Annotated in this window: 18 protein-coding genes and 1 tRNA gene; 9 read left to right on the top strand and 10 right to left on the bottom strand. The window is 71.6% G+C overall.

What is annotated here, in order from left to right:
• The first annotated feature begins 211 nt into the window (after positions 1-211).
• The 4 genes from uidA to larC are packed head-to-tail and all read left to right on the top strand — an operon-like array spanning position 212 to position 6,203.
• A complete protein-coding gene (uidA, locus tag LL946_RS09445; protein WP_404379998.1) occupies positions 212-1,993 on the top strand; it encodes a beta-glucuronidase in 1,782 nt (593 codons plus the stop codon).
• Positions 1,994-1,996: 3 nt separating this feature from the next.
• Positions 1,997-3,454, top strand: coding sequence for an NADP-dependent phosphogluconate dehydrogenase (gene gndA, locus LL946_RS09440; RefSeq protein WP_404379996.1), 1,458 nt, complete (start codon positions 1,997-1,999; stop codon positions 3,452-3,454).
• A gap of 2 nt (positions 3,455-3,456) precedes the next feature.
• Entirely contained in the window at positions 3,457-5,001 is a 1,545-nt protein-coding gene (locus LL946_RS09435; RefSeq protein WP_404379994.1) for a gluconokinase, read from the top strand.
• The gene (gene larC, locus LL946_RS09430; protein WP_404379992.1) at positions 4,998-6,203 is read left to right on the top strand and encodes a nickel pincer cofactor biosynthesis protein LarC; all 1,206 of its coding nucleotides are present in this window, start codon (positions 4,998-5,000) and stop codon (positions 6,201-6,203) included. Before LL946_RS09435 ends, larC begins: the two co-directional genes overlap by 4 nt.
• A 16-nt stretch (positions 6,204-6,219) precedes the next feature.
• Here the strand turns inward: larC and LL946_RS09425 are convergent, their stop codons facing one another.
• The 5 genes from LL946_RS09425 to LL946_RS09405 all read right to left on the bottom strand — a co-directional run bounded on the left by LL946_RS09425 (position 6,220) and on the right by LL946_RS09405 (position 11,527).
• The gene (locus LL946_RS09425) at positions 6,220-7,008 is read right to left on the bottom strand and encodes a 2-oxo acid dehydrogenase subunit E2 (protein WP_404379991.1); all 789 of its coding nucleotides are present in this window, start codon (positions 7,006-7,008) and stop codon (positions 6,220-6,222) included.
• The gene (locus LL946_RS09420) at positions 7,005-7,829 is read right to left on the bottom strand and encodes an SDR family NAD(P)-dependent oxidoreductase (RefSeq protein WP_404379989.1); all 825 of its coding nucleotides are present in this window, start codon (positions 7,827-7,829) and stop codon (positions 7,005-7,007) included. Before LL946_RS09420 ends, LL946_RS09425 begins: the two co-directional genes overlap by 4 nt.
• Before the next feature lie 53 nt (positions 7,830-7,882).
• The gene (locus LL946_RS09415) at positions 7,883-9,241 is read right to left on the bottom strand and encodes an APC family permease (protein ID WP_404379987.1); all 1,359 of its coding nucleotides are present in this window, start codon (positions 9,239-9,241) and stop codon (positions 7,883-7,885) included.
• A gap of 91 nt (positions 9,242-9,332) precedes the next feature.
• The gene (locus LL946_RS09410) at positions 9,333-10,442 is read right to left on the bottom strand and encodes an aromatic acid exporter family protein (protein WP_404379985.1); all 1,110 of its coding nucleotides are present in this window, start codon (positions 10,440-10,442) and stop codon (positions 9,333-9,335) included.
• Positions 10,443-10,582: 140 nt separating this feature from the next.
• The gene (locus tag LL946_RS09405; RefSeq protein WP_404379983.1) at positions 10,583-11,527 is read right to left on the bottom strand and encodes a Gmad2 immunoglobulin-like domain-containing protein; all 945 of its coding nucleotides are present in this window, start codon (positions 11,525-11,527) and stop codon (positions 10,583-10,585) included.
• Positions 11,528-11,694: 167 nt separating this feature from the next.
• On the opposite strand from LL946_RS09405, the gene LL946_RS09400 reads away from it, so the two are divergent.
• On the top strand, positions 11,695-12,591 hold the full coding sequence (locus tag LL946_RS09400) for a universal stress protein (RefSeq protein ID WP_404379981.1): 897 nt from the start codon (positions 11,695-11,697) through the stop codon (positions 12,589-12,591).
• Positions 12,588-13,961 carry an MBL fold metallo-hydrolase RNA specificity domain-containing protein gene (locus LL946_RS09395; protein WP_404379979.1) on the top strand — a complete coding sequence of 458 codons (1,374 nt, stop codon included), beginning with the start codon at positions 12,588-12,590 and terminating at the stop codon, positions 13,959-13,961. Before LL946_RS09400 ends, LL946_RS09395 begins: the two co-directional genes overlap by 4 nt.
• 65 nt (positions 13,962-14,026) lie before the next feature.
• Here the strand turns inward: LL946_RS09395 and LL946_RS09390 are convergent, their stop codons facing one another.
• The 4 genes from LL946_RS09390 to LL946_RS09375 all read right to left on the bottom strand — a co-directional run bounded on the left by LL946_RS09390 (position 14,027) and on the right by LL946_RS09375 (position 18,487).
• Positions 14,027-15,037, bottom strand: coding sequence for an aldo/keto reductase family protein (locus LL946_RS09390; RefSeq protein WP_404379977.1), 1,011 nt, complete (start codon positions 15,035-15,037; stop codon positions 14,027-14,029).
• A gap of 70 nt (positions 15,038-15,107) precedes the next feature.
• A complete protein-coding gene (locus LL946_RS09385; RefSeq protein ID WP_404379975.1) occupies positions 15,108-16,778 on the bottom strand; it encodes a gamma-glutamyltransferase in 1,671 nt (556 codons plus the stop codon).
• Complete coding sequence (locus tag LL946_RS09380) at positions 16,775-17,860, bottom strand: DUF418 domain-containing protein (protein WP_404379973.1); 1,086 nt, start codon at positions 17,858-17,860, stop codon at positions 16,775-16,777. The genes LL946_RS09385 and LL946_RS09380 overlap by 4 nt, the downstream gene beginning before the upstream one ends.
• A gap of 243 nt (positions 17,861-18,103) precedes the next feature.
• Positions 18,104-18,487: a hypothetical protein gene (locus LL946_RS09375; protein WP_404379971.1), complete on the bottom strand. Its 384-nt coding sequence runs from the start codon at positions 18,485-18,487 to the stop codon at positions 18,104-18,106.
• A gap of 217 nt (positions 18,488-18,704) precedes the next feature.
• Between LL946_RS09375 and LL946_RS09370 the strand changes: the two genes are divergently transcribed.
• Positions 18,705-19,148: a PA2169 family four-helix-bundle protein gene (locus LL946_RS09370; protein ID WP_404379969.1), complete on the top strand. Its 444-nt coding sequence runs from the start codon at positions 18,705-18,707 to the stop codon at positions 19,146-19,148.
• Positions 19,149-19,223: 75 nt separating this feature from the next.
• On the opposite strand, the gene LL946_RS09365 is transcribed toward LL946_RS09370, so the two are convergent.
• Positions 19,224-19,296 (bottom strand) — tRNA-Arg (locus LL946_RS09365).
• Positions 19,297-19,681: 385 nt separating this feature from the next.
• Here LL946_RS09365 and LL946_RS09360 point away from each other — a divergent pair.
• Positions 19,682-21,514 carry a phosphoenolpyruvate carboxykinase (GTP) gene (locus tag LL946_RS09360; RefSeq protein ID WP_404379967.1) on the top strand — a complete coding sequence of 611 codons (1,833 nt, stop codon included), beginning with the start codon at positions 19,682-19,684 and terminating at the stop codon, positions 21,512-21,514.
• A gap of 349 nt (positions 21,515-21,863) precedes the next feature.
• On the top strand, positions 21,864-24,854 hold the full coding sequence (locus LL946_RS09355) for a M36 family metallopeptidase (RefSeq protein ID WP_404379965.1): 2,991 nt from the start codon (positions 21,864-21,866) through the stop codon (positions 24,852-24,854).
• The last annotated feature ends 90 nt before the right edge of the window (positions 24,855-24,944 follow it).

The raw sequence follows: 24,944 nt of genomic DNA, 5'->3' as shown, positions 1-24,944 counted from the left end.
CACCCAGTGAAGCCACGGACGACGCCTGCCGACAACGAGTTGCCAGTTGTTGCGCGGGGTTGCCAGCGGTGGGCCGGCCTCGTCCTGGAGATCCCGTTTGGGGACATGCTTCCGGACGTTGGCAACAGATGGCAATCGCTGTTCAGTCGAGCCGCGACCTGACTCAATGGGTGTCAATCCGCCGACCGACCCAGGACCCGAAAGGCCTCTCATGCTGCGACCCCAGGACACGAGCACCCGCGAGCGCAAGAACCTCGACGGGATCTGGTCGTTCCGTCTCGACTCCGAGTCCTTGGGTCGCGAAAAGCGTTGGGATGCCGTCCCGCTCACCGACGCGCGTGACATGGCCGTGCCCGCCAGCTTCAACGACCTCACGGCCGACGCCGAGGTCCGCGACTACTTCGGCGACATCTGGTACCAGCGCACCGTGCGGGTCCCCCGCGGGTGGGACGGCCAGCGCGTCGTCCTGCACTTCGAGTCGGCCACCCACCGCGCGACGGTGTGGGTCGGCGAGCACGAGGTCGTGAGCCACGAGGGCGGCTACACGCCGTTCGAGGCCGACATCACCGAGTTCGTCACCCCCGGCGAGGAGGTGCTCGTCACCGCACTGGTCAACAACACGCTGAGCTTCCAGAGCATCCCGCCGGGTGTCATCGAGCAGCGGCCGAGCGGCGCCACCCAGATCTACTGGCACGACTTCTTCAACTACGCCGGCCTCCACCGCTCGGTGTGGCTCTCAGCGACGCCGCAGGCCCGGCTCGAGGACCTCACCGTCGTCACCGGCTTCTCCGGGAGCACGGGCTCGGTGCAGTGGTCCGCGGAGGCCGTCGACCACGACGGGCTCGACGTGGAGGTCGTCCTCCGCGACGCCACCGGCGAGACCGTCGCCGAGGGGTCGGGCGCCTCCGGCACGCTCGAGGTGCCGGACGTGCACCTGTGGGCACCCGGGGACGGCTACCTCTACGACCTCGAGGTCCGGCTCGTCGACGACGGCGGCGCCGTGCGCGACTCGATCCACCAGCACGTCGGCGTCCGCACCGTCGAGGTGAGGGGCACCGAGTTCCTCGTCAACGGCGAGCCGTTCTACTTCACCGGCTTCGGCATGCACGAGGACCACGCAGTCATCGGCAAGGCGCACAACAACGCCCACTTGGTCAACGACTTCGAGCTGCTCGACTGGATCGGCGCGAACTCGTTCCGCACGTCGCACTACCCCTACAGCGAGGACGTCCTCGACTACGCCGACAGGCACGGGATCGTCGTCATCGACGAGACCGCCGCGGTGGGCCTCAACATGGGCCTCGGCGGCGGCATCTTCGGCGGGCAGGGCTACACGACCTTCTCCCCGGACACCATCAACGACGCCTCCCGTGAGGTCCACGCCCAGGCCATCCGCGAGCTCGTCGCCCGCGACAAGAACCACCCGAGCGTCGTTCTCTGGTCGATCGCCAACGAGCCCGAGTCCGACACCCAGGGCGCCGAGGACTACTTCCGCCCGCTCTTCGACGTCGCCCGCGACGCGGACCCGACGCGCCCCGTCGGCTTCGTCAACGTCATGCTCGCGCCCCACGGCACGTGCCGGGTCTCGCAGTTCGCCGACGTGCTCATGCTCAACCGCTACTACGGCTGGTACGTCAACACCGGTGACCTCGCCGGCGCGGAGATCGCCTGGACCGAGGAGCTGCAGGGCTGGGCGACCGAGGGCAAGCCGATCGTCATCACCGAGTACGGCGCCGACACCCTGTCGGGCAACCACTCGCTCACGCCGCAGCCGTGGAGCGAGGAGTACCAGGTCGACTACCTCGACATGAACCACCGGGTCTTCGACTCCGTCGACGCCGTCGTCGGTGAGCACGTCTGGAACTTCGCCGACTTCGCCACGACCTCCGGGATCATGCGCGTCGACGGCAACAAGAAGGGCGCGTTCACCCGCGACCGCCGCCCCAAGTCCGCAGCGTTCGCGCTGCGCCGCCGCTGGAACAAGGACGCCTGAGCCATGACCACCGCACCCGCACCCGGACTCGCCCAGATCGCCGTCATCGGACTCGCCGTCATGGGCAGCAACCTCGCCCGCAACCTCGCCCGGCACGGTCACACCGTCGCCGTGTTCAACCGCACCCACGCCCGCACGCTCGCCCACCTCGAGTCGTATGCCGTCGACGGCGCCTTCGTGGGAGCCGAGACGCTCGAGGAGCTCGTCGCCTCGCTGGAGCGGCCGCGCCGCGTCATCATCATGGTCAAGGCCGGAGCAGGCACCGACGCCGTCATCGACGAGCTCGTCCCACTGCTCGAGGAGGGCGACATCGTCGTCGACGGCGGCAACGCCCAGTTCGCCGACACCCGCCGCCGCGAGGCGCGGCTGCGCGACCTCGGCCTCCACTTCGTCGGCACCGGCATCTCCGGCGGCGAGGTGGGCGCGCTCACCGGCCCGTCGATCATGCCGGGCGGCTCTCCCGAGTCGTATGCCGCGCTCGGACCGATCCTCGAGTCGATCGCCGCCCGCGTCGACGGTGAGCCGTGCTGCGCCTGGATGGGCCCCGACGGCGCCGGCCACTTCGTCAAGATGGTCCACAACGGCATCGAGTACGCCGACATGCAGTTCATCGCCGAGGCCTACGACGTGCTGTCCGCGGCGGGCTTCTCCGCCGCCGAGGCCGCGGACGTCTTCCGCGAGTGGAACGCCGGCGAGCTCGACTCCTTCCTCGTCGAGATCACGGCCGAGGTGCTCGACCAGGTCGACCCGGCCACCGGCAAGGCCCTCGTCGACGTCATCGTCGACGCCGCGGAGCAGAAGGGCACCGGCCGCTGGACCGTGCAGTCCGGGCTCGAGCTCGGCGTGCCGGTGTCCACGATCGCCGAGTCCGTCTTCGCCCGGGCGGCCTCCGGCGACACCGCGATCCGCGCGGCCTCCGTGGGTGCGCTCACCGGCCCGTCGCGCGAGCTCGGCGACCTCGACGACGTCGACCGGCAGCGCCTCGTGGACGACGTCCGCCACGCCCTGTGGGCGAGCAAGGTCGTCGCCTACGCCCAGGGCCTGGAGCAGATCCGCGCCGCCAGCGAGGAGTACGGCTGGGACGTCGACGTCGCCACCGTCGCCCGGATCTGGCGCGGCGGCTGCATCATCCGAGCCCGGCTCCTGAGCCAGATCAGCGACGAGTACGCCGCGGGGGGCCTCGCCACCCTGCTCGTCGCACCGAGCATCGTCACCGGCCTCACCGAGCGCCAGGACGGGTGGCGCCGCGTCATCGGTCTCGCCACGACGGCCGGCGTCCCGGTCCCCGGGTTCTCGAGCGCCCTCGCCTACTACGACACCGTCCGTGCCGAGCGCCTCCCCGCCGCCCTCGTCCAAGGGCTGCGCGACAACTTCGGCGCGCACACCTACGGTCGCACCGACCGGCCCGGCGCCTTCCACACGCAGTGGTCGCAGGGCGGCACCGAGGTCCAGGTGTCCTGACCATGTCCACGAGTCCCTATCCCCCGGCCGAGGTCGTCATCGGCCTCGACGTCGGCACGACGGGGACCAAGGCCGTGGCCTTCGGCCTGGCGTCCGGCTGGCGCCACACGGTCGTGCGCGAGTACCCGCTCCTCGCCCCCCGCCCCGGCTGGCAGGTGCAGGACCCCTCGACCATCGTCGCCGCGGTCATGGGTGCACTCGCCGAGGTCGTCACCGCCGCGCGCGGTGCCCGGGTCGTCGGCATCTCGGTGAGCACCGCGATGCACGGCGTCATCGGGCTCGACGAGTTCCTGCAGCCCCTCACCCCTCTCGTCACCTGGGCCGACTCCCGCGCGGTGGCGGAGGCCGCGGAGCTGCGGGCCTCGGACGAGGCAGAGGCACTCCACTCGGCGTCCGGCACTCCGATCCACCCGATGAGCCCCCTGGCCAAGCTCCTCTGGTTCACCCGCCACGAGCCCGCCCTCGCCGCGAAGGTGCGTGCCTGGGTCGGCCTCAAGGACTACGTCCTCCAGGCCCTCACCGGCACCTCCGTCACCGAGCTCTCGAGCGCGTCCGGCACCGGCCTGCTCGACGTCACGACGCGCAGGTGGAACCCGCGTGCGGTCGAGCTGGCCGGCATACGAGAGGACCAGCTGCCCCCGATCCTGCCGACCACGGCGGTGCTCGGCCTGAGCAAGGCCGTGGCCGCCCGGCTCGGCCTCGCCCCCGCCCTCCCCGTCGTCGTCGGCGCCGCGGACGGGCCGCTCGGCAACCTCGGCACCGGGGCGCTCGACCCGGGTGTCGTCGGGCTCTCGGTCGGCACGAGCGGTGCGGCGCGGATGGTCGTGCCCGAGCCGGTCACCGACCCCCGTGGACGGCTTTTCTGCTACGCCCTCACCGACGACGCCTGGGTCGTCGGAGGGGCGATCAGCAACGGCGGGATCGCGATCCGCTGGGCCCGCGAGATCCTCGGCAGCGACGGCGGCGACGACGCCGCACTCCTCGAGCTCGCTGCCACCGTGCCCGCCGGCAGCGACGGCCTGGTCATGCTGCCCTACCTCCTCGCCGAGCGCGCCCCGCTGTGGGACCCCTCGCTCAGCGGCGCGATCCTCGGCGTCCGCCACTCGCACACCCGCGGCCACTTCGTGCGCGCCGTCGTCGAGGGCGTCGCCCTCCAGCTGTGGACGATCGTCGACGGCCTCGACGCGATCTCCCCGGTCACGTCGGTGCGCGCCACGGGTGGCGTCTTCCGGTCACGCGTGTGGCGCGAGGTCACGGCCGGCGTCCTCGGGCACCCCGTCACGGTCACCGGCGGTGCGGAGGGGTCGGCGCTGGGCGCCGCCGCCCTCGGCCTCCTCGCGGTCGGACGGGCGACGTCACTGCGTCACGGGCTCGACCTGCTCTCCCCCGGCCTGCGGGCGTCCGGTGACCCCGTCGTCGTCCCGGAAGGCGACCGGACGGCATACGCCCTCGCGCGCCAGCGCATCCCGGCCCTCATCGACTCGTATGCCGCAGTGAGCGGTCTCTTCGACACCTCGCGGGAGCCTGCCACTACCGTGCACCCATGACCGCCCACCTCTGGATCGATGCCAGTGCCGGGGTCGCCGGGGACATGCTGCTCGGCGCGCTCGTCGACGCAGGCGCCTCGCTCGAGGAGGTGCAGTCGGTCGTCGACACCGTCCTCCCGGAGACCGTGCGGCTGACCGTGACCGAGGTCCATCGGGCCGGCCTGCGGGCGGCCAAGGTCGATGTGGAGGTCCTCACCCCCGACCAGCCGCACCGCAGGTGGAGCGACATCCGGTCGATGATCGGCTCCGCCGACCTCCCGGACCCCGTGCAGGACAGTGCGATTCGCGTGTTCCAGGTGCTCGCCGAGGCCGAGGCAGGGGTGCACGGCGTGCCTGTCGCTGACGTGCACTTCCACGAGGTCGGGGCCTGGGACTCCATCGCCGACGTCGTGGGTGTGGCCGCCGCCCTCCACCTCCTCGGCGTGACGTCGGTGTCGGCCGGACCCGTCGCCCTCGGCTCCGGCACGGCGCGGACCAGCCACGGCGCCGTCGGCGTCCCGGCGCCCGCGACGCTCGCGCTGGCCACCGGCTGGGAGGTCGCGGCCGTCGGTGACGGCGAGCTCGCCACCCCGACCGGGATGGCCCTCGTGCGGGCGCTGGCCCAGACCTGCGAGGCGCTGCCACCGATGCGCATCAGCGCGTCCGGCACCGGTGCCGGGACCAAGGACGTCGAGGGCCGCGCCAACGTCACCCGGGTCGTCCTCGGGGAGCCGGCAGGCTCGAGCACCGGCAGCGTGGAGACCCTCTGGGTGCTCGAGGCCAACGTCGACGACCTCGACCCGCGGCTGTGGCCCGGCGTCGTCGAGTCGCTGCTCGACGCAGGCGCGGCGGACGCCTGGCTCACGCCGATCCTCATGAAGAAGGGCCGTCCCGCCCACACCCTGTCCGTGCTGTGCGACGACGCCCACCGCGTGCCGCTGCGCCGGGTCGTCCTCGAGCACACGACGACCTTCGGTGTGCGCGAGCACTCCGTGGCGCGGGTCGCCCTCGACCGCTCGTGGGAGACCGTGACGGTGCGAGGGCACGACGTGCGGATCAAGCTGTCCCACAACGCAGACGGACGGGTCGTGCACGCGACCCCCGAGTTCGAGGACGTGCGGGCGGCAGCCGCAGCGACCGGCATACCGGAGCGGGTCGTCCTCGCGGAGGCGAACGCGGCCGCCCGAGCCCTCGACCGCGACCGCCCCGAATCCGCGAGGTAGCCGCGGTCCGCGGCGTTCAGTCCAGTTGCTCGGGGTGCAGCACGAGGTCGCGCACGATGCCCGCCAGCTGCCCGGCGTGGGCGCCGTCGACGATGCGGTGGTCGGCCGTCGCGACGAGCACGACGACCGGGCGCACGACGACCTCACCGTCCACGACGACCGGCTTGGACTGGATCGCCCCGATGGAGAGGTAGACCGGGGTGCGCGCGAAGGGCAGCGGTGCGAGGAACGCCTCGTCGAGACCGAGCGAGCCCACGTTGGAGACGAACGCCGTGCCGAGGGGGAAGCCCGGCTGGCCCAGGGCGGACCGCCCAAAGCCACCGGCCACGAGGCTGGCGAACCCCAGCGCCGGCCGCATCGCCCAGGTCGGAGCCCATCTGACGATGACGGAGGTGCGGCGGTAGGCCGCGTCCTCGCGGGCCCGCAGCCGGTTCGCACCGGCCCCCACCGCGCGCGCCACCTCGAGGGGGCTGAGCCGGTCGACGCCCAGCACCTTGACCGGCGCCAGGTCCGACCCCTGCTCGATGTCGACCGCGAAGCCGATGTCGCAGGTGTCGAGGTCGACGAGGCGCCCCAGCACGACGCGGGCACGGATCTCCGGGACCTCACGCAGCGCCCGTCCCAGCGCCGCACCGACGACGTGGGTGATCGTGACACGCTCCCCCGACTCTGCCCGCACGCGCTCCAGGTAGGCCAGGGCCGCGCTGACGTCGACCTCCATGCGGGCGTAGATACGGCCGTCGCGCGGCGCTCGCCACGTCGCCACCGCGATCTTGCGTCGGACCGAGGTCCGGCGCCTGCTCATCGCGTGGTCCGCGACGGGAGGGCGTCCGAGGAGTGGCGGGTCGCGATGCCGGACAGCGCGATCCGGGCGATCGCCCGGGGAGTGCCCGTCACGGCCGCCAGTGGCGCGGCCCTCCTCGGCAGTCGCAGGTGCGCACGCCCCTGCTCGATGGCCGACACGACCCGCCGCGCGACGTCGTCCGGGTCGAGCATCGTGAGGAGCCTGGCCCGCAGGATCCGGGCGAAGGCCGCCTCGCTGGGTCCGTACAGGCCGATCCGGTCCATCATCTCGGAGGCGACCGGGCCGATCTCGACGGCGAGCGTGCCGACGGCACTGCCTCGCAGGTCCGCCCGCAGGCCCGACGTCGCGTGGGTCAGGCCGGCCTTGCTGGCGCCGTAGACCGCGAGTCCCGGGAACGTCGCCACGCCGGCCATGGACGACACGTTGACGAGGTGCCCGCTGCCGCGCTCGAGCATGCCCGGCATCACCTGTCGACACAGCTCGAGGGGCGCCGTGAGGTTGAGGTCGATCGTGCGGCGCAGCTGCTCCGCCGTGAGGTCGGTCAGGAGCCCGGTGGTCTCGGCACCTGCGTTGTTGAGCAGGACGTCGACGGGTCCGTTCTGTGCCTCGACCCGCGCCACGAGCCCCTCGAGGCTGGCAGGGTCGCACAGGTCCGCCGCGAAGGCGGTGCCTCCGGTCGCAAGGGCGAGGGCCTCCAGCGGAGCAGGGGTGCGGGCCAGGAGGGTGACGCGCGCACCACGGTCCGCCAGTCGGCGCGCGAGAGCCGCTCCGATGGTCCCGGTTGCGCCGGTGAGGAGGACGTGCGCGCCCGTGGTCCGCATCTGCACAGTGTCACCCACGACAGCGCGGGCACGACCACGGGCGAGCCGCGCGATCAGGCCACCGGGTCGCTGTCGCCGACCGGGTCTCCCTGGCGTCCGCGGTGGGCACGGGCGATGAGGAAGAGCACGGTCCCGACGACGACGTAGGCGCCACTGATCAGCCACGTCTGGAGGCTCTGCTGGGTGAGCAGCGCGATGCTCGCGACCAGCGCGAGGATCGAGACGATCGACGGGGTCCTGAAGTACGGGTGGCTGACCTCGTCCTTCTTGAGGACGAGCACCGAGACGTTGGCCGAGATGAAGACGAGGACGAGCAGCAGCACCGTGGTGTCCGCGAGGGTGCTCACGTCGCCGACGAAGCTCATGACCATCGTCATGGCGCCGACGACGAGGATGGCGAACCACGGGGTGCGACGCGTCGAGGCGACCTCGCCGAAGATCCGCGGGAGCAGGCCGGCCTCGGCCAGGCCGTAGGTGGCGCGGCTGGCCATGACCATGAAGAGCAGGGCGCCGTTGCCGATCGCGACGAGGGCGATGGCACCGAAGAGCCACGGCGGGAAGGACACGGCCGAAGCCTTGATGACCTCGAGCAGGGGGCCCTCGGAGTCGGCCAGCTGGTCGGTGGGCACGACAGCGGCAGCGCCCAGGGCGATGAGGAGGTAGATGACGGCGGCGGTGAGGATCGCACCGAAGAGGGCGCGCGGGTAGGCCTTGGTCGGCGCCTTGACCTCCTCGGCCATGTTGGCGGCCGCCTCGAACCCGAGGAACGAGAAGAAGGCCGTGACGGTCGCGGCGAAGGCACCCTGGATCGGCGTGACTCCCTCGGCGAACGTGGTGAGCCGGCCCGGGTCCGCGTCGCCCCGGCCGAAGACGATGGCGGCCACGATGATGATGATGAGCAGGCCGGTCATCTCGATGACGGTGGCACCGACGTTGGCCATGAGCGACTCGCGCACACCGCGCAGGTTGATCGCGACGAGCAGGCCGATGAAGACCAGGGTCACCGGGACGGACGGCAGGTCGATGAGGGCCTTGAGGTAGTCACCCGCGAAGGCGTTGGCCAGGGCCGCGGAGGTCGTGATCCCCGACGCCAGCATGAGCCAGCCGATGATGAAGGTCGCGTACGGCTTGTTGAACGCCCGCTCGGCGTAGCGCGCTGCACCACCGGCGTGCGGATACTTCGTGATGAGCTCGGCATAGGTGCCGGCGGTGAGCAGTGCAAGCACGAGCGCGAACAGGAGCGGGAGCCAGATCGCTCCGCCGACGTCCTTCGCCATGCTCCCGACGAGCGTGTAGATGCCTGCCCCGAGGGTGTCTCCGACGATGAAGAAGAAGAGCAGCATCGGGGTGATGCCCCTCTTGAGCTTCGTCTCGGTCTCCCCGGACTCCGTGACCTCGGTGTCTGTCGCCATTCGCCACACTCTGCCCTGTGGGCGACGCGACGGCGACTTTGCGAACGCACCAAATTCTCGGGTCGCGGCATACGGCGGCCTGCATGGCCACTCACGGGAGGGGCGGCCCCGGCACGACGGTCGCGTCGGCTCCCGAACGGCGCTGCGCCGTGACGAAGGCCTCGAGGCACCGCAGCCCTGACACCGCCGCGGCCGCGGCGACGTAGCGGCTCTCACGGCCACCGGTCTCGTTCTCGACGGCGTCGATGAGCCCGTCGACACTGGCGCGCGCGGCCGCGACCTGCTGCTCGTCGGGCACCTCGTGCTCGAGCTCCTCGAACAGGGTCGCGAGCGCGATCATGAGGTCGGCGGTGCGGCGGCGGAGGTTGTCGGTCAGCGGTTGCGCGTTGGGATCGAGGATGACGACGGCCATCGACTCGACGCTCGTGCTGCAGCGCTGCAGGGTCTCGCCCAGGTCGAACAGGGCGCGGTGGATGTGGGCGGTGCGCGGGGCTCGCGGGTTCCCCTTGCGGGCCCGCCTCGCCTGGGCGATGGCCAGCCGGACCCGCTCTCGCGCGGGGCTGACGTCGGGCAGGCCGGCGAGCACGCCCTCGGCGCGGCTGCCGCCGTCGTCCGCGAGCGCGTTGGCCACGGCACGCAGCTGTCGGGCCAGCTCGCGGCGCAGGTCCGTCGTCGACTTCTGGAGCTCGTGGATCGGCAGGGGGGTGAACGCGACGAAGTTCACGGCGGCGCCGACGAGGGCGCCCAGCACGATCTGGACGACGTACGCCTCGACGTAGCCCTCCGGCCGCGGACCGCCGACGGCGAGCACGAAGAGCGCGACGACCGGCACCCAGGTCGTCTGGTCACGCAGCCACCGCCAGGCACCGACCAGGACGCCGAGGCCGATCGCGAGGGCCACGGTGATCGGGTTCGTCCACGCCGTGAGCTGCAGGCCCATCGCCAGCAGGGCGCCGAGCAGCACGGCGACCACGGCCCGCGCGGCCTGGGTGAGCGAGTCCGAGACAGACGGGTACATCACGGTGTAGGCCCCGAGGGCCGCGTAGTAGCGGTACTCGCCCAGGTCCCCGGGCAGCAGCCCGCCGAGCCAGAAGGCCAGCCCGGCTGCAGCCGCGGACTTCGCGGCGAGCGCGGACATCGGGTGGTGCCACGCCATCGAGATCATCGCCCTCGGGCTGGGGCGACCGAACCGCTCTGCCATCTCGGCCTCCTCTGTCGTCGACGTCAGCCCTCGATCGTGCCACCGCGCACGCCGACGGCGCCAATGCCGCCCGGCGCGGGCCGGCGCCGGGGCGGCGCCGGGGCGGCGCAGGCCGGCGCAGGGCCGGCGCAGGGCCGGCGTCAGCGGACGACGAAGCTCTTGTCGTCCGTGGCGGGCCCGCTGCCCTCGGCGCCGCCGGACGGGTCGTCCGTCGACAGGGTCACGACGTAGGTGCCCCGGGTCAGCGTTGCGCTGAAGGGCACCGTCCCGAAGCCACCCGTGCCCGTGCCACCCATGGCGCTGCCGCGCGCGACGACGGTGCCGGTCTCGGTGCGGACCACCCACGAGAACGTCGCCTCGAACGAGGTCCCGAAGCCGGTGAAGGCGACCCGCCCGGCCCGGACGGCCTGGCCCTGCTGGGGCGACACGACCCACGCGTGGGCCTGCACGTCCGCCATCGGAGCACGCCGCACCGGGCTGCCGACGCGCACGACGCCCCAGACGTCGGCGGCGCGACCGTCCTTCGTGATCGTCACGGTCGTGGCCGGCCTGCCGCTCTGGGCCGCTGCGGCGGTGGCGGTGTGGACGAGCTGCTGGATCGCGAGCCCTGCGGACTCGCTACCGACCGAGGTGTTGGAGAACGCGTCGCCCGAGAGGTCCACCGTGAGCGCAGATCCCGTCTGCGACACCGCGACCCGTCGAGCCGGCCGCCATGGTGAGGAGTAGTCCCGGTCGAGCGGAGCCAGTCGCGTCATCGCATCCACCGCCGACGCGACCGGACCGCCGGTGTCGGGGACGCTCCGGAACTCGCGGAACAGCCGGACGGCCCGGCGGGACTCGCCGACGTAGTAGACCGGGATGCTGCGCAGCGTCGACCCGGTGGTGGTCGTGCTCGGCGTCGGGGTGCCGGTGTTGGGAGCGCTCGTCGAGGGCGTGGCCGTCGGCGCACTCGTCGTGGTGGCGGAGCTCGAGGAGGTCGCCGACGGAGTCGGCCCGCCGTCGCCGTCGTCACCGCAGGCAGTCAGGCCGACGAGCAGGAGCACCGCTCCCGCCGCCACTCGCGTCCGTCGCGATCGTCGCGTCATGTCTCCTCCTCGAGCTGGTCCGTGACCCCAGTCAACGACGTTGACTGTCACCCGCACAGGGCCGAAGGGCCCAAACCCTCCCGTATGCCGTGTCGCCGAAGGACCTTGGCCCCTCCCCTCCGCGCCGCAGCGGGGGCGACGCTGGAGACGAGCGGAAGGAGAGCGTCATGAGCACGACCGACACGCAGTCCGGCCAACCGGTGGTCGTCGGCGTCGACAACGGGCAGTCCGCAGGACGAGCGGTGGAGGAGGCCGCCGCGCAGGCTCGCAGGTGGCACAGGCCGCTGCGCGTCATGCACGCCACCGGGCTGACGATCGTCCCGTGGACCGACGAGCACCTCCTGCGGGTGGCAGCCCACACCGAACGGTGCCGCCAACGGGCCCTCCACGTCGCGCCCGACCTCACCGTCTCGGCTGCCACCGAGGTCGACGACCCTGCGGCGATGCTCGTGGCAGCCAGTCGCGAGGCCGCGATGGTCGTCGTCGACGGTGGCCGCCTCGGGCAGGCCGAGGCCGTGCTCCTCGGGGCCATCGCCGACAAGGTCATGGCGCACGCCGAGTGCCCCGTCATGGTGGTCCCCCTCGCGGCCGACCGCTCGGCCACCGGACCCGTCGTCGTGGGCGTCGACGCCCACCCACACTCCGAAGCGGCAGTGACGTTCGCCTTCGCCGAGGCGGAGCGCCGGCAGGCACCCCTGGTCGCCGAGCACTCCTGGTGGTGGGACGAGGGGAACGTGTCCCTCGCCAGGCTGGACCCCGACGAGGAGCGCGAGCGGATCATCGAGTCGCACCGCCTCGTCGTCGCCGAGATGCTCGCGGGCTTCCGCGAGGAGTACCCCGAGGTGCGGGTCACCGAGTCGATCGTGCACGGCCTCGCCGGCACCAGCCTCGTGCAGGCGTCTCGCGGCGCGCAGCTGCTCGTCGTCGGACGCCGGGGTCTCGGCGGCTTCCCGGGCCTGCTCCTCGGCTCGGTGAGCCGGCACGTCGTCCACCACGCCCACTGCCCCGTGGTCGTCGTGCCGTCGCAGACCGATGCGGCGGTCGCGGACGGGCCTGTGGCATGAGCGCCGTCCTGACCTTCCTCGGAGCGGCGGGCACGGTCACCGGCAGCAAGACGGTGGTCGAGCACGACCGGCGCCGCGTCCTCGTCGACTGCGGCCTCTACCAGGGCGAGCGGCAGTGGCGCCGGCTCAACTGGGAGCCCTTCCGGGTGCCCGCGGCGAGCATCGAGGAGGTCGTGCTCACCCACACGCACCTCGACCACTGTGGCTACCTGCCGGCGCTGGTCCGGCAGGGCTTCGCCGGCCCGACCTGGTGCAGCCGGGCCACGGCCTCCCTCGCCCCGATCGTCCTGCGGGACAGCGCCCACCTGCTCGAGATGGAGGCGGAGTACGCACGCACCTCCGGCTACTCCAAGCACGACCCGCCCCTTCCCCTCTACACCGGGGCCGACGCGGAGCGCGCGATCGCCTCGCTGGCCGTCACGGCATACGACTCCCCGACCCGGCTGAGGTCGGGAGGGCTGCTGACGCTCGTGCGGGCCGGGCACGTCCTCGGCTCGGCGAGTGCCCTCGTCGACGTCGGTGACACCACCGTGCTCTTCTCCGGCGACCTCGGACGGCCGAGCCACCCTCTCCTGCGGCCGCGAGCGGCGCCGCCGGCGGCGAGGCACGTCGTCGTCGAGTCGACCTACGGCGACCGGACGCATCCCCTCCCCGACCTCGACCACCACGAGATGGCGGCCACCATCAGGCGCACGGTCGAGCGCGGCGGGTCGGTCCTCATCCCGGCGTTCGCCGTCGACCGCACCGAGCTCGTGCTCGAGGCCCTCGGCCGGATGCTCGCGCAGGGGCTCATCCCGGACGTCCCCATCCACCTCGACAGCCCGATGGCGCTCAAGGTGCTCGAGGTCTACCGCAGCACGGCCGCCGACGGGGAGCTGGCCGAGGACATGGAGACCACGCTCGCGTCACTCCCGCGGTGGCAGCTGGCGCTCACCGCCGACGAGTCCCGCGCGCTCAACCGCCCCCGGACGCCGAGCATCGTCGTGTCGGCCTCGGGCATGGCCAACGGCGGCCGCGTCGTGCACCACCTCAGCTCGATGCTCCCCGACCGGCGGCACACCGTGCTCCTCACCGGCTACCAGGCGGTGGGCACCCGCGGCCGTGCCCTGGCCGACGGTGCCCACGAGGTCAAGATCGCCGGCACCTACGTCCCCGTCCGGGCCGAGATCGCGCACGACGAGGGCTTCTCGGTGCACGCCGACGCCGACGAGCTGCTCGTCTGGCTGCACGAGCTGCCCCAGGACCCCGAGACCGTGTTCGTCACCCACGGTGAGCCACGGTCCGCCGAGGCGCTCGCCGACCGCATCCGGGACGAGCTCTCGTCAGCGGTGGTCGTGCCCCGGCTCGGCGAGCGGGTCCGCGTCACCTGACGCGGACTCCTTTCGCGTCACGTGCCCGGCCCCGCCGACCGCGGTCAGGCGAGCGCCCAGCGGCGTCAGGCGACGCGCTGCTTCGGGGCGTTCTCCGCCGTCTTGGCCGGGTCGCGCTCGATGACGTCACCGAGGACCTCGTCGATGCGGGCCATGAGCTCGGGCTCGAGCCGGACCCCGGCCGCCTTGACGTTCTCGTGCACCTGCTCGGGCCGCGAGGCGCCGACGAGGGCCGCCGCGACGTTGTCGTTCTGGAGCACCCACGCGACGGCGAGCTGGGCCATGCTCAGACCCGCCTCGTCGGCGACCGGCTTCAGCCCCTGCACGCGGGTGAGGACGTCGTCGTTCATGAACCGCTTGATCATGTCGGCGCCACCCTTCTCGTCCGTCGCGCGCGAGCCCTCGGGTGGTGCCTGGCCGGGCTGGTACTTGCCGGTGAGCACGCCCTGCGCGATCGGGCTCCACACGATCTGGCTCACCCCGAGCTCGGCAGACGTCGGCACGACCTCGTCCTCGATGACGCGCCACAGCATCGAGTACTGCGGCTGGCTCGAGATGAGCTGGAAGCCGAGCTCCTTGCTCAGCCGCACACCCTCGCGGATCTGGTCGGCGGTCCACTCGCTGACGCCGATGTAGAGCGCCTTGCCCTGCCGGACGATGTCGGCGAACGCCTGCATCGTCTCCTCGAGCGGGGTCTCCGTGTCGTAGCGGTGGGCCTGGTAGAGGTCGACGTAGTCGGTCTGCAGCCGCTGCAGTGAGCCGTTGATCGACTCCATGACGTGCTTGCGGGACAGGCCGGTGTCGTTCTTGCCGCCCGGCCCGGTGGGCCAGTAGACCTTGGTGAAGATCTCGAGGCTCTCGCGGCGCTCACCCTTGAGTGCCTCGCCGAGGACGGTCTCCGCCTTGGTGTTCGCGTAGACGTCGGCGGTGTCGAAGGTGCTGATGCCGGCGTCGAGCGCCGCACGCACGCACTGGGTCGCCAGGTCGTTCTCGACCTGGGAGCCGTGGGTGAGCCAGTTGCCGTAGGTGATCTCGGAGATCTTGAGCCCGCTGTTGCCGAGGTATCGGTAGTCCATCCATTCACCGTATGCCGGGTCGTCCCGTCGCGCGTCGGTGGCACCTGCGGTGGGCGTCCCGGGGGCGGCCTCACGCCACGGCGACACCGGCGCTGCGTCGGGTGTCGGCCACGCCGCTGACCCGGCGGGCGTCCCAGTCGACCTCGAGGGCCTGCACCGATCCCCACGAGGCTCGGTAGGACTTCGGCATCACCCGGGTGCGGTAGCCGAGCTTCCTCAGCGCCGCGACGTGCTGGGTCGACTCGAGCCTCATGAGGCCGTTGTCCAGCTTGAACCTGGGCGCGGGCACGGCCTGTGCGAGGGACTGTCCGTGCAGGGCCCACCTCAGGACGACCGAGGCCGTGGTGTTCGGGATCTGGCTCCCGCCGGGTGCCCCGATGACGAGGACCGGACGGTCGTCGAGGTCGAGCACCATCGACGGCGCACTCCACGTGACCGACCGCCGACCCGGCTCTGGCCGGTTGGCCCTGCCGTCGCCGATGAGGTCGAAGCGCCCGAGCTGGTCGTTGAGGAAGAAGCCTCCGACGTAGGTCTCGCACCCCCAGTAGCTCGTGATGGTGTTCGTCATCGAGACGGCCATGCCGTCCTCGTCGACGACCGAGATGTGGGTCGTGTTCGGATCCCCCGAGCTGTCCGGCCCGGTCCTGGCGCGCGGCTCGCGCTTGAGAGTCCGGGCCAGGGCGGCGTTGCGCTCGCGGTCGGTGACCTGCGCGAGGGGCACGTCGACGAAGTCGGGGTCGCCGAACCACCGGTGGACCGACCGGTCGGCCACCTGCCAGCCCCGGGACTGCAGGTCGATGAACTCGGCCGAGTCGGGTCCGACTCCACGGATGCCGAGCGCCTCCGCGATCTGGGTCATCTGGATGATCGCGCCGCCGGGCAGGGCGGGTGCGCCGGAGAGCAGCACGACGTCGCCGAGGCGTCCGCTCGCCGGGACCGAGTGCTGGATCGTGTAGGCCTTGAACGTCTCTGCGTCGAGCCCCGGCACCTTCGTCAGGGCGGGCGTGAGCGGGCCGTCGAGGACGGCATCGGGTCCTTCGGCCGCGATGAGCCTCATCGTCCTGGCGAGCTCCTTCTGGACGAGCCGGTCACCCTGACGCAGCACGCTGCCGTCGGGCCGGTGGAAGTGCTCGAGGTCGCGCACGACCCGGCGGCCGCGGGTCGTCGCCAGGACGTCCGCGAGGTACCTTGACACGGGGCCACCCTCGTCGGCGATGGCGATCGCCGGCTGCAGCAGGTCGGCCCACTTCTGGGTGCCGTAGCGCTCGTGCAGGTCGGCCATCCCCGCCACGAAGCCGGGGACCCCGACGCCGCTGGCCGGGACCTTGCCCGACCGGGCGACGACCTCGCGGTAGTCGTGGTTGGCCCGGACGCCGTCCCGGACCACGATGGTGACCCCGCCGCCGCCGATGCCCGACGACGCCGGCTGCATCACCGCGTCGGCGAAGGCTGCCGCGACCGCGGCGTCGATGGCGTTGCCGCCCCTACGCAGGACGCCCATGGCTGCCTCGGTCGCCAGGGGGTGCCCCGTGTTGGCGCCCGCCGCACCGAGCGCAGCGCGCGTCGGTGACGTCGTCGGTGCCGGCGGGGTCGAGGTCGCGGTCGGCGTTGGTGTGGACGGCTGGCGGCGTTCGGGTTCCGTGCACCCGGCGAGGAGCACACCGGCGCCGACGACCCCTCCGAGCAGCTCACGGCGGCTCGGGCGCCGTGCGTCGTCGGGGTGAGGGCCGAACGTGCTCATGACTGTGCACCCTTCGAGAGGTTGGAGAGCCAGGACGCCCGCAGCACACGCTCGAGGGGGCCGACCCCTCGTCGGCGTACCCAGACGGTGGCAGCGATGGTGAAGACGACGACCAGGGCGATGGTCACCGGGACGCCGACCAGCCGGGAGTCGATCCGGCCGCCCATGGCTGCGATGACGAAGAAGTGCGTCACGTAGAGCGTGAACGCGAGCTGGCCGACGTGGGCGAGCGGAAGGGCCCAGCCGCTGATCCGCGGCCAGAGCAGCAGCATGACGCCGATGACGAAGGCCGCGCTGCCCACGCTGCTCACGAGCCAGAGGGGCATCTGTCCGTGGGCGGCACCGGTGAGGAGCCGGGGCCAGCCCTCCTCCTCGTCCGCGTCGAGGAGCAGTGCAGCGACCTGCCCCACGACGAAGGCGAACAGGGCGGCCGCACCGCCCGCCGCGACCAGGCGGCGCTGGAGCCGGATGTCGCGCAGGTCCTGACGGCCCAGCCACATCCCGGCGAGGAAGGGCACGACCCACACGAGCAGCGGGTAGGCACCCGAGAGGAAGAGCGAGTGCACGAGCACGTCGGGGCTGTCGAGGATCGTCGGCATGCGGGTCTTGTGCTCGCCGGGCAGCTGGTGCGCCAGCACGAGCACCGGGCCCAGCACGAGCATGACCAGTGCCAGCCCCGCCAGCAGGCGGTTGGACAACCGGTCCCAGAGCAGCGCCCCGAGGAAGAGCACTCCGTAGGTCGGGAGGATCACGCTCACCGCAGGCGTGAGGATCTGCAGGACCAGACCGCCGACCATGAAGATGAGGGCACGCCACACGATGACCGGCCAGCGCTTCTCGGCCTTCCGCGACCCGAGGAAGAGCGACATCCCCAGGCCGGCCAGGACGACGAAGAGGATGGACGCCCTGCCGAAGGGCAGCGTCCAGACCTTGTTGAACCAGCCGTCGGAGCGCACCGTGCCGAGGTTGACCATCATCATGCCGATGAGAGCCAGGGCGCGTGCGGCATCGATGGCGAGCAGCCGTCCCGGGCCGTGGGACCCGACAGCCCGGGCTGCTGCGTGCGCGGGAGCCTCAGCCATGGCTGGCTCGCAGCCCCGGGGGCGGCATCGACGGTCGACGTCTCGGCGTCTCGACCGGATGGGGCGTGGTCATGGCGTGGATGTCCGTTCTTGCGTGCTTCGTGTCCTGGGGGCGTGGAGCGGCTTTCCGCGATGCGCCAGCGGTCTTCGGGTCGTCGGCTCGGAGGACGGCGACGTGCTCGGTGGTCAGGTGGGTGCCTCGGATGCGTCGGCGCCTCGTGGCGCCGGCGGGCAGAGCTCGCCCTAGGTCCGGCTGACGCAGAGCAGCGTCGGTGAGCTCCAGTACGCGGCGTGACGGGATCCGGACACGAGGTCCGCGCTCAGCGCCTGCCGGAGCCGTCGCCGGACCAGAGACCTCAACCCGGCCCAAGCAGGGACGAGAGGCGCCGGGCGCAGGCGAACCACGACGTCACGCACGCGACGTCGGGTGCGGACCTGGGTGCCCTCGTCGGTCGTCTGCGGTGCGTGGCCACCGGGCGCGTGGTGGTGACCCGGGGTAGCGGCCCCAGCGACCACGTGACTCGTGGTGTGCGGACCGGAGGCGAAGCCCCACGTCGCAGCGACGGCGCAGACAAGGACGACCAGCAGGCGCCCGAGGCGCCGAGCGAGGTCAGCCGTCACGATCATGCCGAGAAAGCGTAGTTGGAAGGCGTCACCCCACCCAAACCACCGACCTCTCACGAGCGCGACGCCGGCCCGACCGCGGAGGACCCCTCCCGCCCCACCAGCAGCCCTCTTCGACGTTCCTGCAGGTCAGGGGGCCTCAATAACCCTTTCGGCCACCAGCCTCACGTAACGTCGAGAGCAGGCCCCACCGGGTCATGACCCCTACGGAAGGAGCACCATGTCGGACGACGAGAAGGCTGCCGAGGAGCTGGTCGAGACCTTGCGCGACGGTGAGCGCGGCTTCGCCGAGTCCGCCCAGAAGCTGCGGGACAGCGACCACGCCGAGTGGGCGGGCATCCTGCAGCGCCTGTCCGAGCAGCGCGCCGAGTTCCGGCGCGAGATCGTGGCCCTCGGCCATGCCTACGGCGACGACGTCGACGAGAGCGGCACCGCCGCCGCCGCGCTGCACCGTGGCTGGATCGCCCTCAAGGACGCCCTCACCGGCGACGACGCCGGCGCCGTCCTCGGTGCCGCGGTGACCGGCGAGAACCACGCGGTGTCCGAGTACGAGAAGGCGCTCGAGAAGGACCTGAGCGCCGGCTTCCGCGAGGTCGTCTCCCGCCAGCACCAGGCCGTGGTCGCCGCGCGAGACGAGGTCAAGGCGCTCCAGATCGCCGACTGAGACCACCCCGGCGCACGACGAAGCCCCGGCCGCGTTTCCGCTGGCCGGGGCTTCGCCCTCTGTCTCAACACAGAGTGCGCCCGAAGGGATTCGAACCCCTAACCTTCTGATCCGTAGTCAGATGCTCTATCCGTTGAGCTACGGGCGCGTGTCGCCCCGTCGGGGCAACGATCGGAAAGCATACGCGAGCACCGGCCCGCACGAGAAATCCGCCCACGGGGCAGGGTTCGCGACCGCTCCGGCGGGGCCGGACCGGACGGCATACCCGCAGGTAGGGCCGCGTGTGAGGGACCTCATAGATGCGGAAAGGTTTCCGCTGCCGTCCCTGTCCGGCTGACCTCCTACGGTGGACAGATCGTGCTCCTCGGGGCACGAGCCACGGTCCTCGTCCGCGAGGCAAGATGCGTCTCACGATGCGAGTACCGTGAAACCTCCAGCAGGTCAGTCGTCGGATCGCCTCCGAGGTGGCTCCGGCATCTGACCGGGCCACAATGCCGGGCTCAACCCCGGAACCGGAAGGACAACGGACGCTGATGACCGCCCCCGCCGCACCCGTTCAGGGCACCACGCACGCAGGCCTCCAGGCCTGGGTCGACGAGGTTGCCGCGATGACCACACCCGACGAGGTCGTGTGGGTGACCGGGTCCGACGAGGAGTGGACCCAGCTCACCGACAGGCTCGTCGCCGCGGGCACCTTCGTCCGCCTCAACGAGGACAAGAAGCCCAACAGCTTCTACGCCGCGTCCGACCCCAGCGACGTCGCCCGGGTCGAGGACCGCACCTTCATCTGCTCGGTCGACGAGAAGGACGCGGGTCCGACGAACAACTGGATGGACCCGAACGAGATGAAGGACCTCATGCGCGGCCTCTACGCCGGCTGCATGAAGGGCCGCACCATGTGGGTCATCCCGTTCGTCATGGGACACGTCGAGTCCGAGAACCCGATGTTCGGCGTCGAGATCACCGACTCCGAGTACGTCGTCGCGTCGATGCGCGTCATGGCCCGCTGTGGCACCGACGTCCTGCGCCGGATCGAGGAACTCGGCGACGACGCCAAGTACGTCCCCGCGCTGCACTCCCTCGGCGCCCCCCTCGAGCCCGGCCAGCAGGACGTCAAGTGGCCCTGCAACCCCGAGAAGTACATCGTCCAGTTCCCCGAGGAGCGGACGATCTGGTCCTACGGCTCGGGCTACGGCGGCAACGCCCTTCTCGGCAAGAAGTGCTACTCGCTGCGCATCGCCTCCGTCATGGCGCGCGACGAGGGCTGGATGGCCGAGCACATGCTCATCCTCAAGCTCACCTCGCCGGAGCAGCAGGTCTACTACATCGCGGCCGGCTTCCCGAGCGCCTGCGGCAAGACCAACCTCGCGATGCTCAAGCCGACCATCCCGGGCTGGAAGGTCGAGACCCTCGGTGACGACATTGCCTGGATGCGCTTCGGCAAGGACGGACGCCTGTATGCCGTGAACCCGGAGTTCGGCTTCTTCGGCGTGGCCCCGGGCACCAACGAGCACACCAACCCCAACGCCATGTCGACGATCAACAAGGGCAACTCGGTCTTCACCAACGTCGCCCTCACCGACGACGGCGACATCTGGTGGGAGGGCCTCGAGAACACACCCGAGCACGCGACGTCGTGGAAGGGCGAGGACTGGACCCCCGAGAAGGGCGCCGCCGGCGAGCTGAGCTCGCACGCCAACAGCCGCTACTGCACGCCGATCAAGCAGTGCGACATCCTGGCGCCGGAGTACGACGACCCCAACGGTGTCCCGATCTCGGCGATCTTCTTCGGCGGTCGCCGCAAGACGACCGTGCCGCTCGTCACCGAGTCGCGCGACTGGACGCACGGCACCTTCATGGGCGCGACGCTCTCGTCCGAGACGACTGCGGCCGCGACCGGCCAGGTCGGCGTCGTGCGCCGCGACCCGATGGCGATGCTGCCCTTCATCGGCTACAACGCCGGCGACTACTTCCAGCACTGGATCAACATCGGCAAGGACGCCGACGCCTCCAAGCTGCCGAAGATCTTCTACGTCAACTGGTTCCGCCGCGACGAGGAGGGCAACTTCGTGTGGCCCGGCTTCGGCGAGAACTCGCGGGTCCTCAAGTGGGCCATCGAGCGGATCGAGGGCAAGGCCGCCGCGGTCGAGACCCCCATCGGTCACGTCCCCACCCCGGAGTCGATCGACACCGACGGCCTCGACATGGACCCGGCCGAGCTCGCCAAGGCCCTCACCGTCGACCCCGAGGAGTGGAAGGCCGAGATCCCGCAGATCGAGGAGTGGTTCGCCAAGTTCGGCGACAACCTCCCGACCGCGCTGCAGGTCGAGCTCGACGGTCTCAAGGCGCGCCTCGGCGTCGCGTGATCTGGCACTGACGCGTCGTGAGAGGCGCCGTTCCCCTCGTGGGAGCGGCGCCTCTCGCGTTGCGTCCGCCACGATGACGCCCTGACCCCCACAGTGGCGGACGCAAGCCTGAGGTACACCGTCCACTCCCCTTGCGTCCGCCACGATGACGCCCTGACCCCCACAGTGGCGGACGCAAGCCGGAGGTATGCCGTCCGCGCCAACGGTTCACGGGCGCGTCCCCCTCTTTGCCAACTACTGACTCGTAGCGGGTAACGCTCCTTACCCACGACCGACTTGGCTGGGGGCGGCACCAGGTCGAGCGGCGCGATCGTGACCGTCGAGGGTGCCCCGAGATGGGGAGTCGTACATGACGCAGAGAAGAAGGCGCCCGGGGACCACCGTCTCCGTGGCGGCACTGGCAGCGGCAGTCGCGGTGGGTGCAGTCTCGTCGGGTGCCGCCGTCGCAGCACCGGACAACCGGCCCGGCTCCGTGCCACCCGCGGGAGACAGCCACGAGCAGCTCCCCGACCTCGACCTGCGCCGGGCGTCGGTCGCACCGGCCGCCGCGCAGAAGTCGGCAGCGGCTCCCGGCGGGGACGCCCGCCGCGGCACCGGCGGGGCGACGGTCACCTGGAACCGCTTCGGCTCGGTCGGCACGGTCACGCCGGCCGGGACGGCACCCCTGGCCACCGGCCTGGGGTCGGACCCGGTGGCCGCGGCCCGCACCTACCTGCAGCGCAACGCGACCGCCTTCGGCCTCACCGCCGCCGACATCTCGTCGATGGAGCACGTGAGCACCAACACCGTCGGCGGCTCGTCCGTCGTCATGCTCCGCCAGGTCATCGGCGGTGTCTCCGCCGGGATCGACGGCCTCGTCGTGGTCGCGGTCGAGAAGGGCAGCGCCCGTTACGTCAGCTCCACTCTGGCGCCGTTGCGCGGCAAGAGCGGCGCCCGCCGTGCTGCCGCCACCGTCACGCCCGAGCAGGCCCTCCAGAAGGCGGCGGCCAACGTCGGCGCCAAGGCCTCGGAGGTCACGCGAGGCGCGGCCACCCAGCGCGCCAAGGAGACCGGCTGGACGACCCTCACGGCCAAGGGCCTCGTCGGGGACCAGCAGGCCAAGCAGGTCGTCGTGCCCGTCCCGGGAGGTGACGCCCGCACGGCATACCACGTCGTTCTTCGCGACGGCGAGGACAGCGGCTACTCGGTCTACGTCGACGCCGCGACCGGCGACGTCATCGCCCGTGAGTCCCTCGTGGACTTCGACAGCGACAACCCGCGCTGGAAGGTCTTCACCGGCACGCCGTCCACCGACCACAGCTCGACCGACACCCGCGTCGAGTGGTGCTGGACGACGGCCGCGGGCTGCACCGAGACCGTGGGCAACCCGGCCTCGCCGCGGGCGTGGGACGTCGACCCGGTGACGGGCCTCAGCACGACGACGACCAACGGCAACAACGCCTACAGCGGCGAGCGCTGGCGTGGCTTCGGCGCCGTCAACCCGGTGCCGCTCACCGCCGACCGCAGCTACGTCTACCCGTGGACCAACCAGTGGTCCGAGGAGAAGTGCAACCCGGCCACCTACACGAGCGCGGCCCGCAACGACATCGACGCGGCCACCGCCAACCTCTTCGCGATGCACAACCGGACGCACGACTGGGCCTACAACCTCGGCTTCACCGAGACCGCGTGGAACTTCCAGCGCGACAACGCCGGCAAGGGCGGGCTCGGCAACGACCCAGTTCTTGGCTACAGCCAGTCCGGGGCCCAGTCGGGGTCGCGCAACAACGCCAACTTCGGCACTCCACCCGAGGGCACGAGCGGCTACAGCAACATGTACCTCTGGCAGCCGCTCGCGGGCTCGTTCTACGCACCCTGCGTCGACGGCGACTACGACATGTCGGTCATCGGCCACGAGTACGGCCACGGCATCAGCAACCGCATGGCCGGTGGCCCGAACAGCGGCCTGTCCGGTCTCCAGGCGGGTGCGATGGGTGAGAGCTGGTCGGACCTCATCGCCACGGAGTACCTCCAGGAGTGGGGCTACGTCCCGGTGAGCGCGACGGCGACCCCGATGGGCGCGTACGTCACGGGCAACGAGAGCCGCGGCATCCGCAACTACAACTTCAGCAAGAGCCCGCTCAACTACAGCAACGTGGGCTACGACCTCACCGGTCCGCAGGTGCACGCCGACGGCGAGATCTGGTCGGCCACGAACAGCGACCTCCGCAGCGCCTTCATGGACCGCTACGGGGTCGGCGACGCCGCGGTGCAGCGCAGCTGTGCGACCGGCGAGACGCCGGTGACGGCCTGCCCCGGCAACCGGCGATGGATGCAGCTCGTCTTCGACGCCTGGCTGCTCATGCCGAGCGGGTCGGTGAGCATGGTCAACGCCCGCGACGCCATGCTCGCGGCCGACCTGCTCCGCTTCGGTGGGGCCAACCAGGACCTGCTGTGGAACGGCTTCGCCGGACGCGGCCTCGGCCAGGGAGCCTCCTCGACGAGCAGCGGCGACTCGAACCCGACGCCGTCGTTCACCTCGAGCCACGGCTCCCCGGCGACGCTGCGCTTCAACCCGACCGACGAGGACGGACGCCCCGTGACGGGGGCCCAGCTCTTCGTCGGCGAGTACACCGCACGGTCCACGCCCGTCGCTGACACCGACGCAGCCACCGAGCTCGACGACACCTTCGAGATCCTGCCCGGGACGCGCACCTACACCGTGCTCGCTCCGGGACGGGCCCAGACGTCGCTGAGCTTCACCGCCAACCCGTCCCAGACCCGGGACATGCCGGTGCAGCTGCTCACCAACCTGGCGAGCAGCCAGGCGGGTGCGACGGTCACCGGTGAGGGTGTCGACCTCCCCGCCATGATCGACGGCGACGAGGGCTCGACGACGACGACGGTGCCTGCGCCGTCGTCCGCCCAGAAGCGCTTCACCATCGACCTCGCCGGCGGCCGTCAGGTCGTCCGGGCGGTCCAGGTGAGCGCCCTGCCGGAGCCGGGTGCCGCCGGGCGCTTCCAGAACCTGCGCTCGTTCACGGTGCTCGCCTGCGACGCCAAGGGTGCGGTGCTGTGCGACCAGGACGCGGACTACCGGCCGGTCTTCACGTCCGCGCCGGATGCGTTCCCCGGAGCGGCTCCCCGGCCCGTGGCCCCGGAGCTCAAGATGCGGACGTTCGCCATCCCCCAGACGGCGGCGACGCACCTGCGCTTCCAGCTCGACGCCAACCAGTGCCAGGGCGGCCCGCAGTTCCAGGGCGAGCAGGACGACGACCCCAACAACGCCACCGACTGCACGACGGCCTACGCCGGTGCGCGGACGATCGCGGTGTCGGAGGTGCAGGTTCTGCGGAAGTGACGTGACACCTCAACCGTGAGGCGCCGCTCCCCTTCCCGGGGGGGGCGGCGCCTCTCGCTGCTCCTTGCGTCCGCCACGATGCCGCCCTGA

This window comes from Knoellia locipacati (assembly GCF_044791685.1).
Lineage (GTDB): Bacteria > Actinomycetota > Actinomycetes > Actinomycetales > Dermatophilaceae > Knoellia > Knoellia locipacati_A.
Note: the sequence above shows the minus strand (reverse complement) of the source record. Positions and strands in the feature narration are given on the sequence as shown.

Bases quoted from the DNA above. Each gene is read 5' to 3' on its own strand.
- gndA (WP_404379996.1), top strand. From the start codon at position 1,997: ATGACCACCGCACCCGCACCCGGACTCGCCCAGATCGCCGTCATCGGA.
- LL946_RS09420 (WP_404379989.1), bottom strand. From the start codon at position 7,829: ATGCGGACCACGGGCGCGCACGTCCTCCTCACCGGCGCAACCGGGACC.
- LL946_RS09375 (WP_404379971.1), bottom strand. From the start codon at position 18,487: ATGATCGTGACGGCTGACCTCGCTCGGCGCCTCGGGCGCCTGCTGGTC.
- LL946_RS09370 (WP_404379969.1), top strand. From the start codon at position 18,705: ATGTCGGACGACGAGAAGGCTGCCGAGGAGCTGGTCGAGACCTTGCGC.
- LL946_RS09380 (WP_404379973.1), bottom strand. From the start codon at position 17,860: ATGGCTGAGGCTCCCGCGCACGCAGCAGCCCGGGCTGTCGGGTCCCAC.
- LL946_RS09405 (WP_404379983.1), bottom strand. From the start codon at position 11,527: ATGACGCGACGATCGCGACGGACGCGAGTGGCGGCGGGAGCGGTGCTC.
- uidA (WP_404379998.1), top strand. From the start codon at position 212: ATGCTGCGACCCCAGGACACGAGCACCCGCGAGCGCAAGAACCTCGAC.
- LL946_RS09355 (WP_404379965.1), top strand. From the start codon at position 21,864: ATGACGCAGAGAAGAAGGCGCCCGGGGACCACCGTCTCCGTGGCGGCA.
- LL946_RS09410 (WP_404379985.1), bottom strand. From the start codon at position 10,442: ATGGCAGAGCGGTTCGGTCGCCCCAGCCCGAGGGCGATGATCTCGATG.
- LL946_RS09435 (WP_404379994.1), top strand. From the start codon at position 3,457: ATGTCCACGAGTCCCTATCCCCCGGCCGAGGTCGTCATCGGCCTCGAC.
- LL946_RS09415 (WP_404379987.1), bottom strand. From the start codon at position 9,241: ATGGCGACAGACACCGAGGTCACGGAGTCCGGGGAGACCGAGACGAAG.
- LL946_RS09385 (WP_404379975.1), bottom strand. From the start codon at position 16,778: ATGAGCACGTTCGGCCCTCACCCCGACGACGCACGGCGCCCGAGCCGC.
- LL946_RS09425 (WP_404379991.1), bottom strand. From the start codon at position 7,008: ATGAGCAGGCGCCGGACCTCGGTCCGACGCAAGATCGCGGTGGCGACG.
- larC (WP_404379992.1), top strand. From the start codon at position 4,998: ATGACCGCCCACCTCTGGATCGATGCCAGTGCCGGGGTCGCCGGGGAC.
- LL946_RS09360 (WP_404379967.1), top strand. From the start codon at position 19,682: ATGACCGCCCCCGCCGCACCCGTTCAGGGCACCACGCACGCAGGCCTC.
- LL946_RS09395 (WP_404379979.1), top strand. From the start codon at position 12,588: ATGAGCGCCGTCCTGACCTTCCTCGGAGCGGCGGGCACGGTCACCGGC.
- LL946_RS09400 (WP_404379981.1), top strand. From the start codon at position 11,695: ATGAGCACGACCGACACGCAGTCCGGCCAACCGGTGGTCGTCGGCGTC.
- LL946_RS09390 (WP_404379977.1), bottom strand. From the start codon at position 15,037: ATGGACTACCGATACCTCGGCAACAGCGGGCTCAAGATCTCCGAGATC.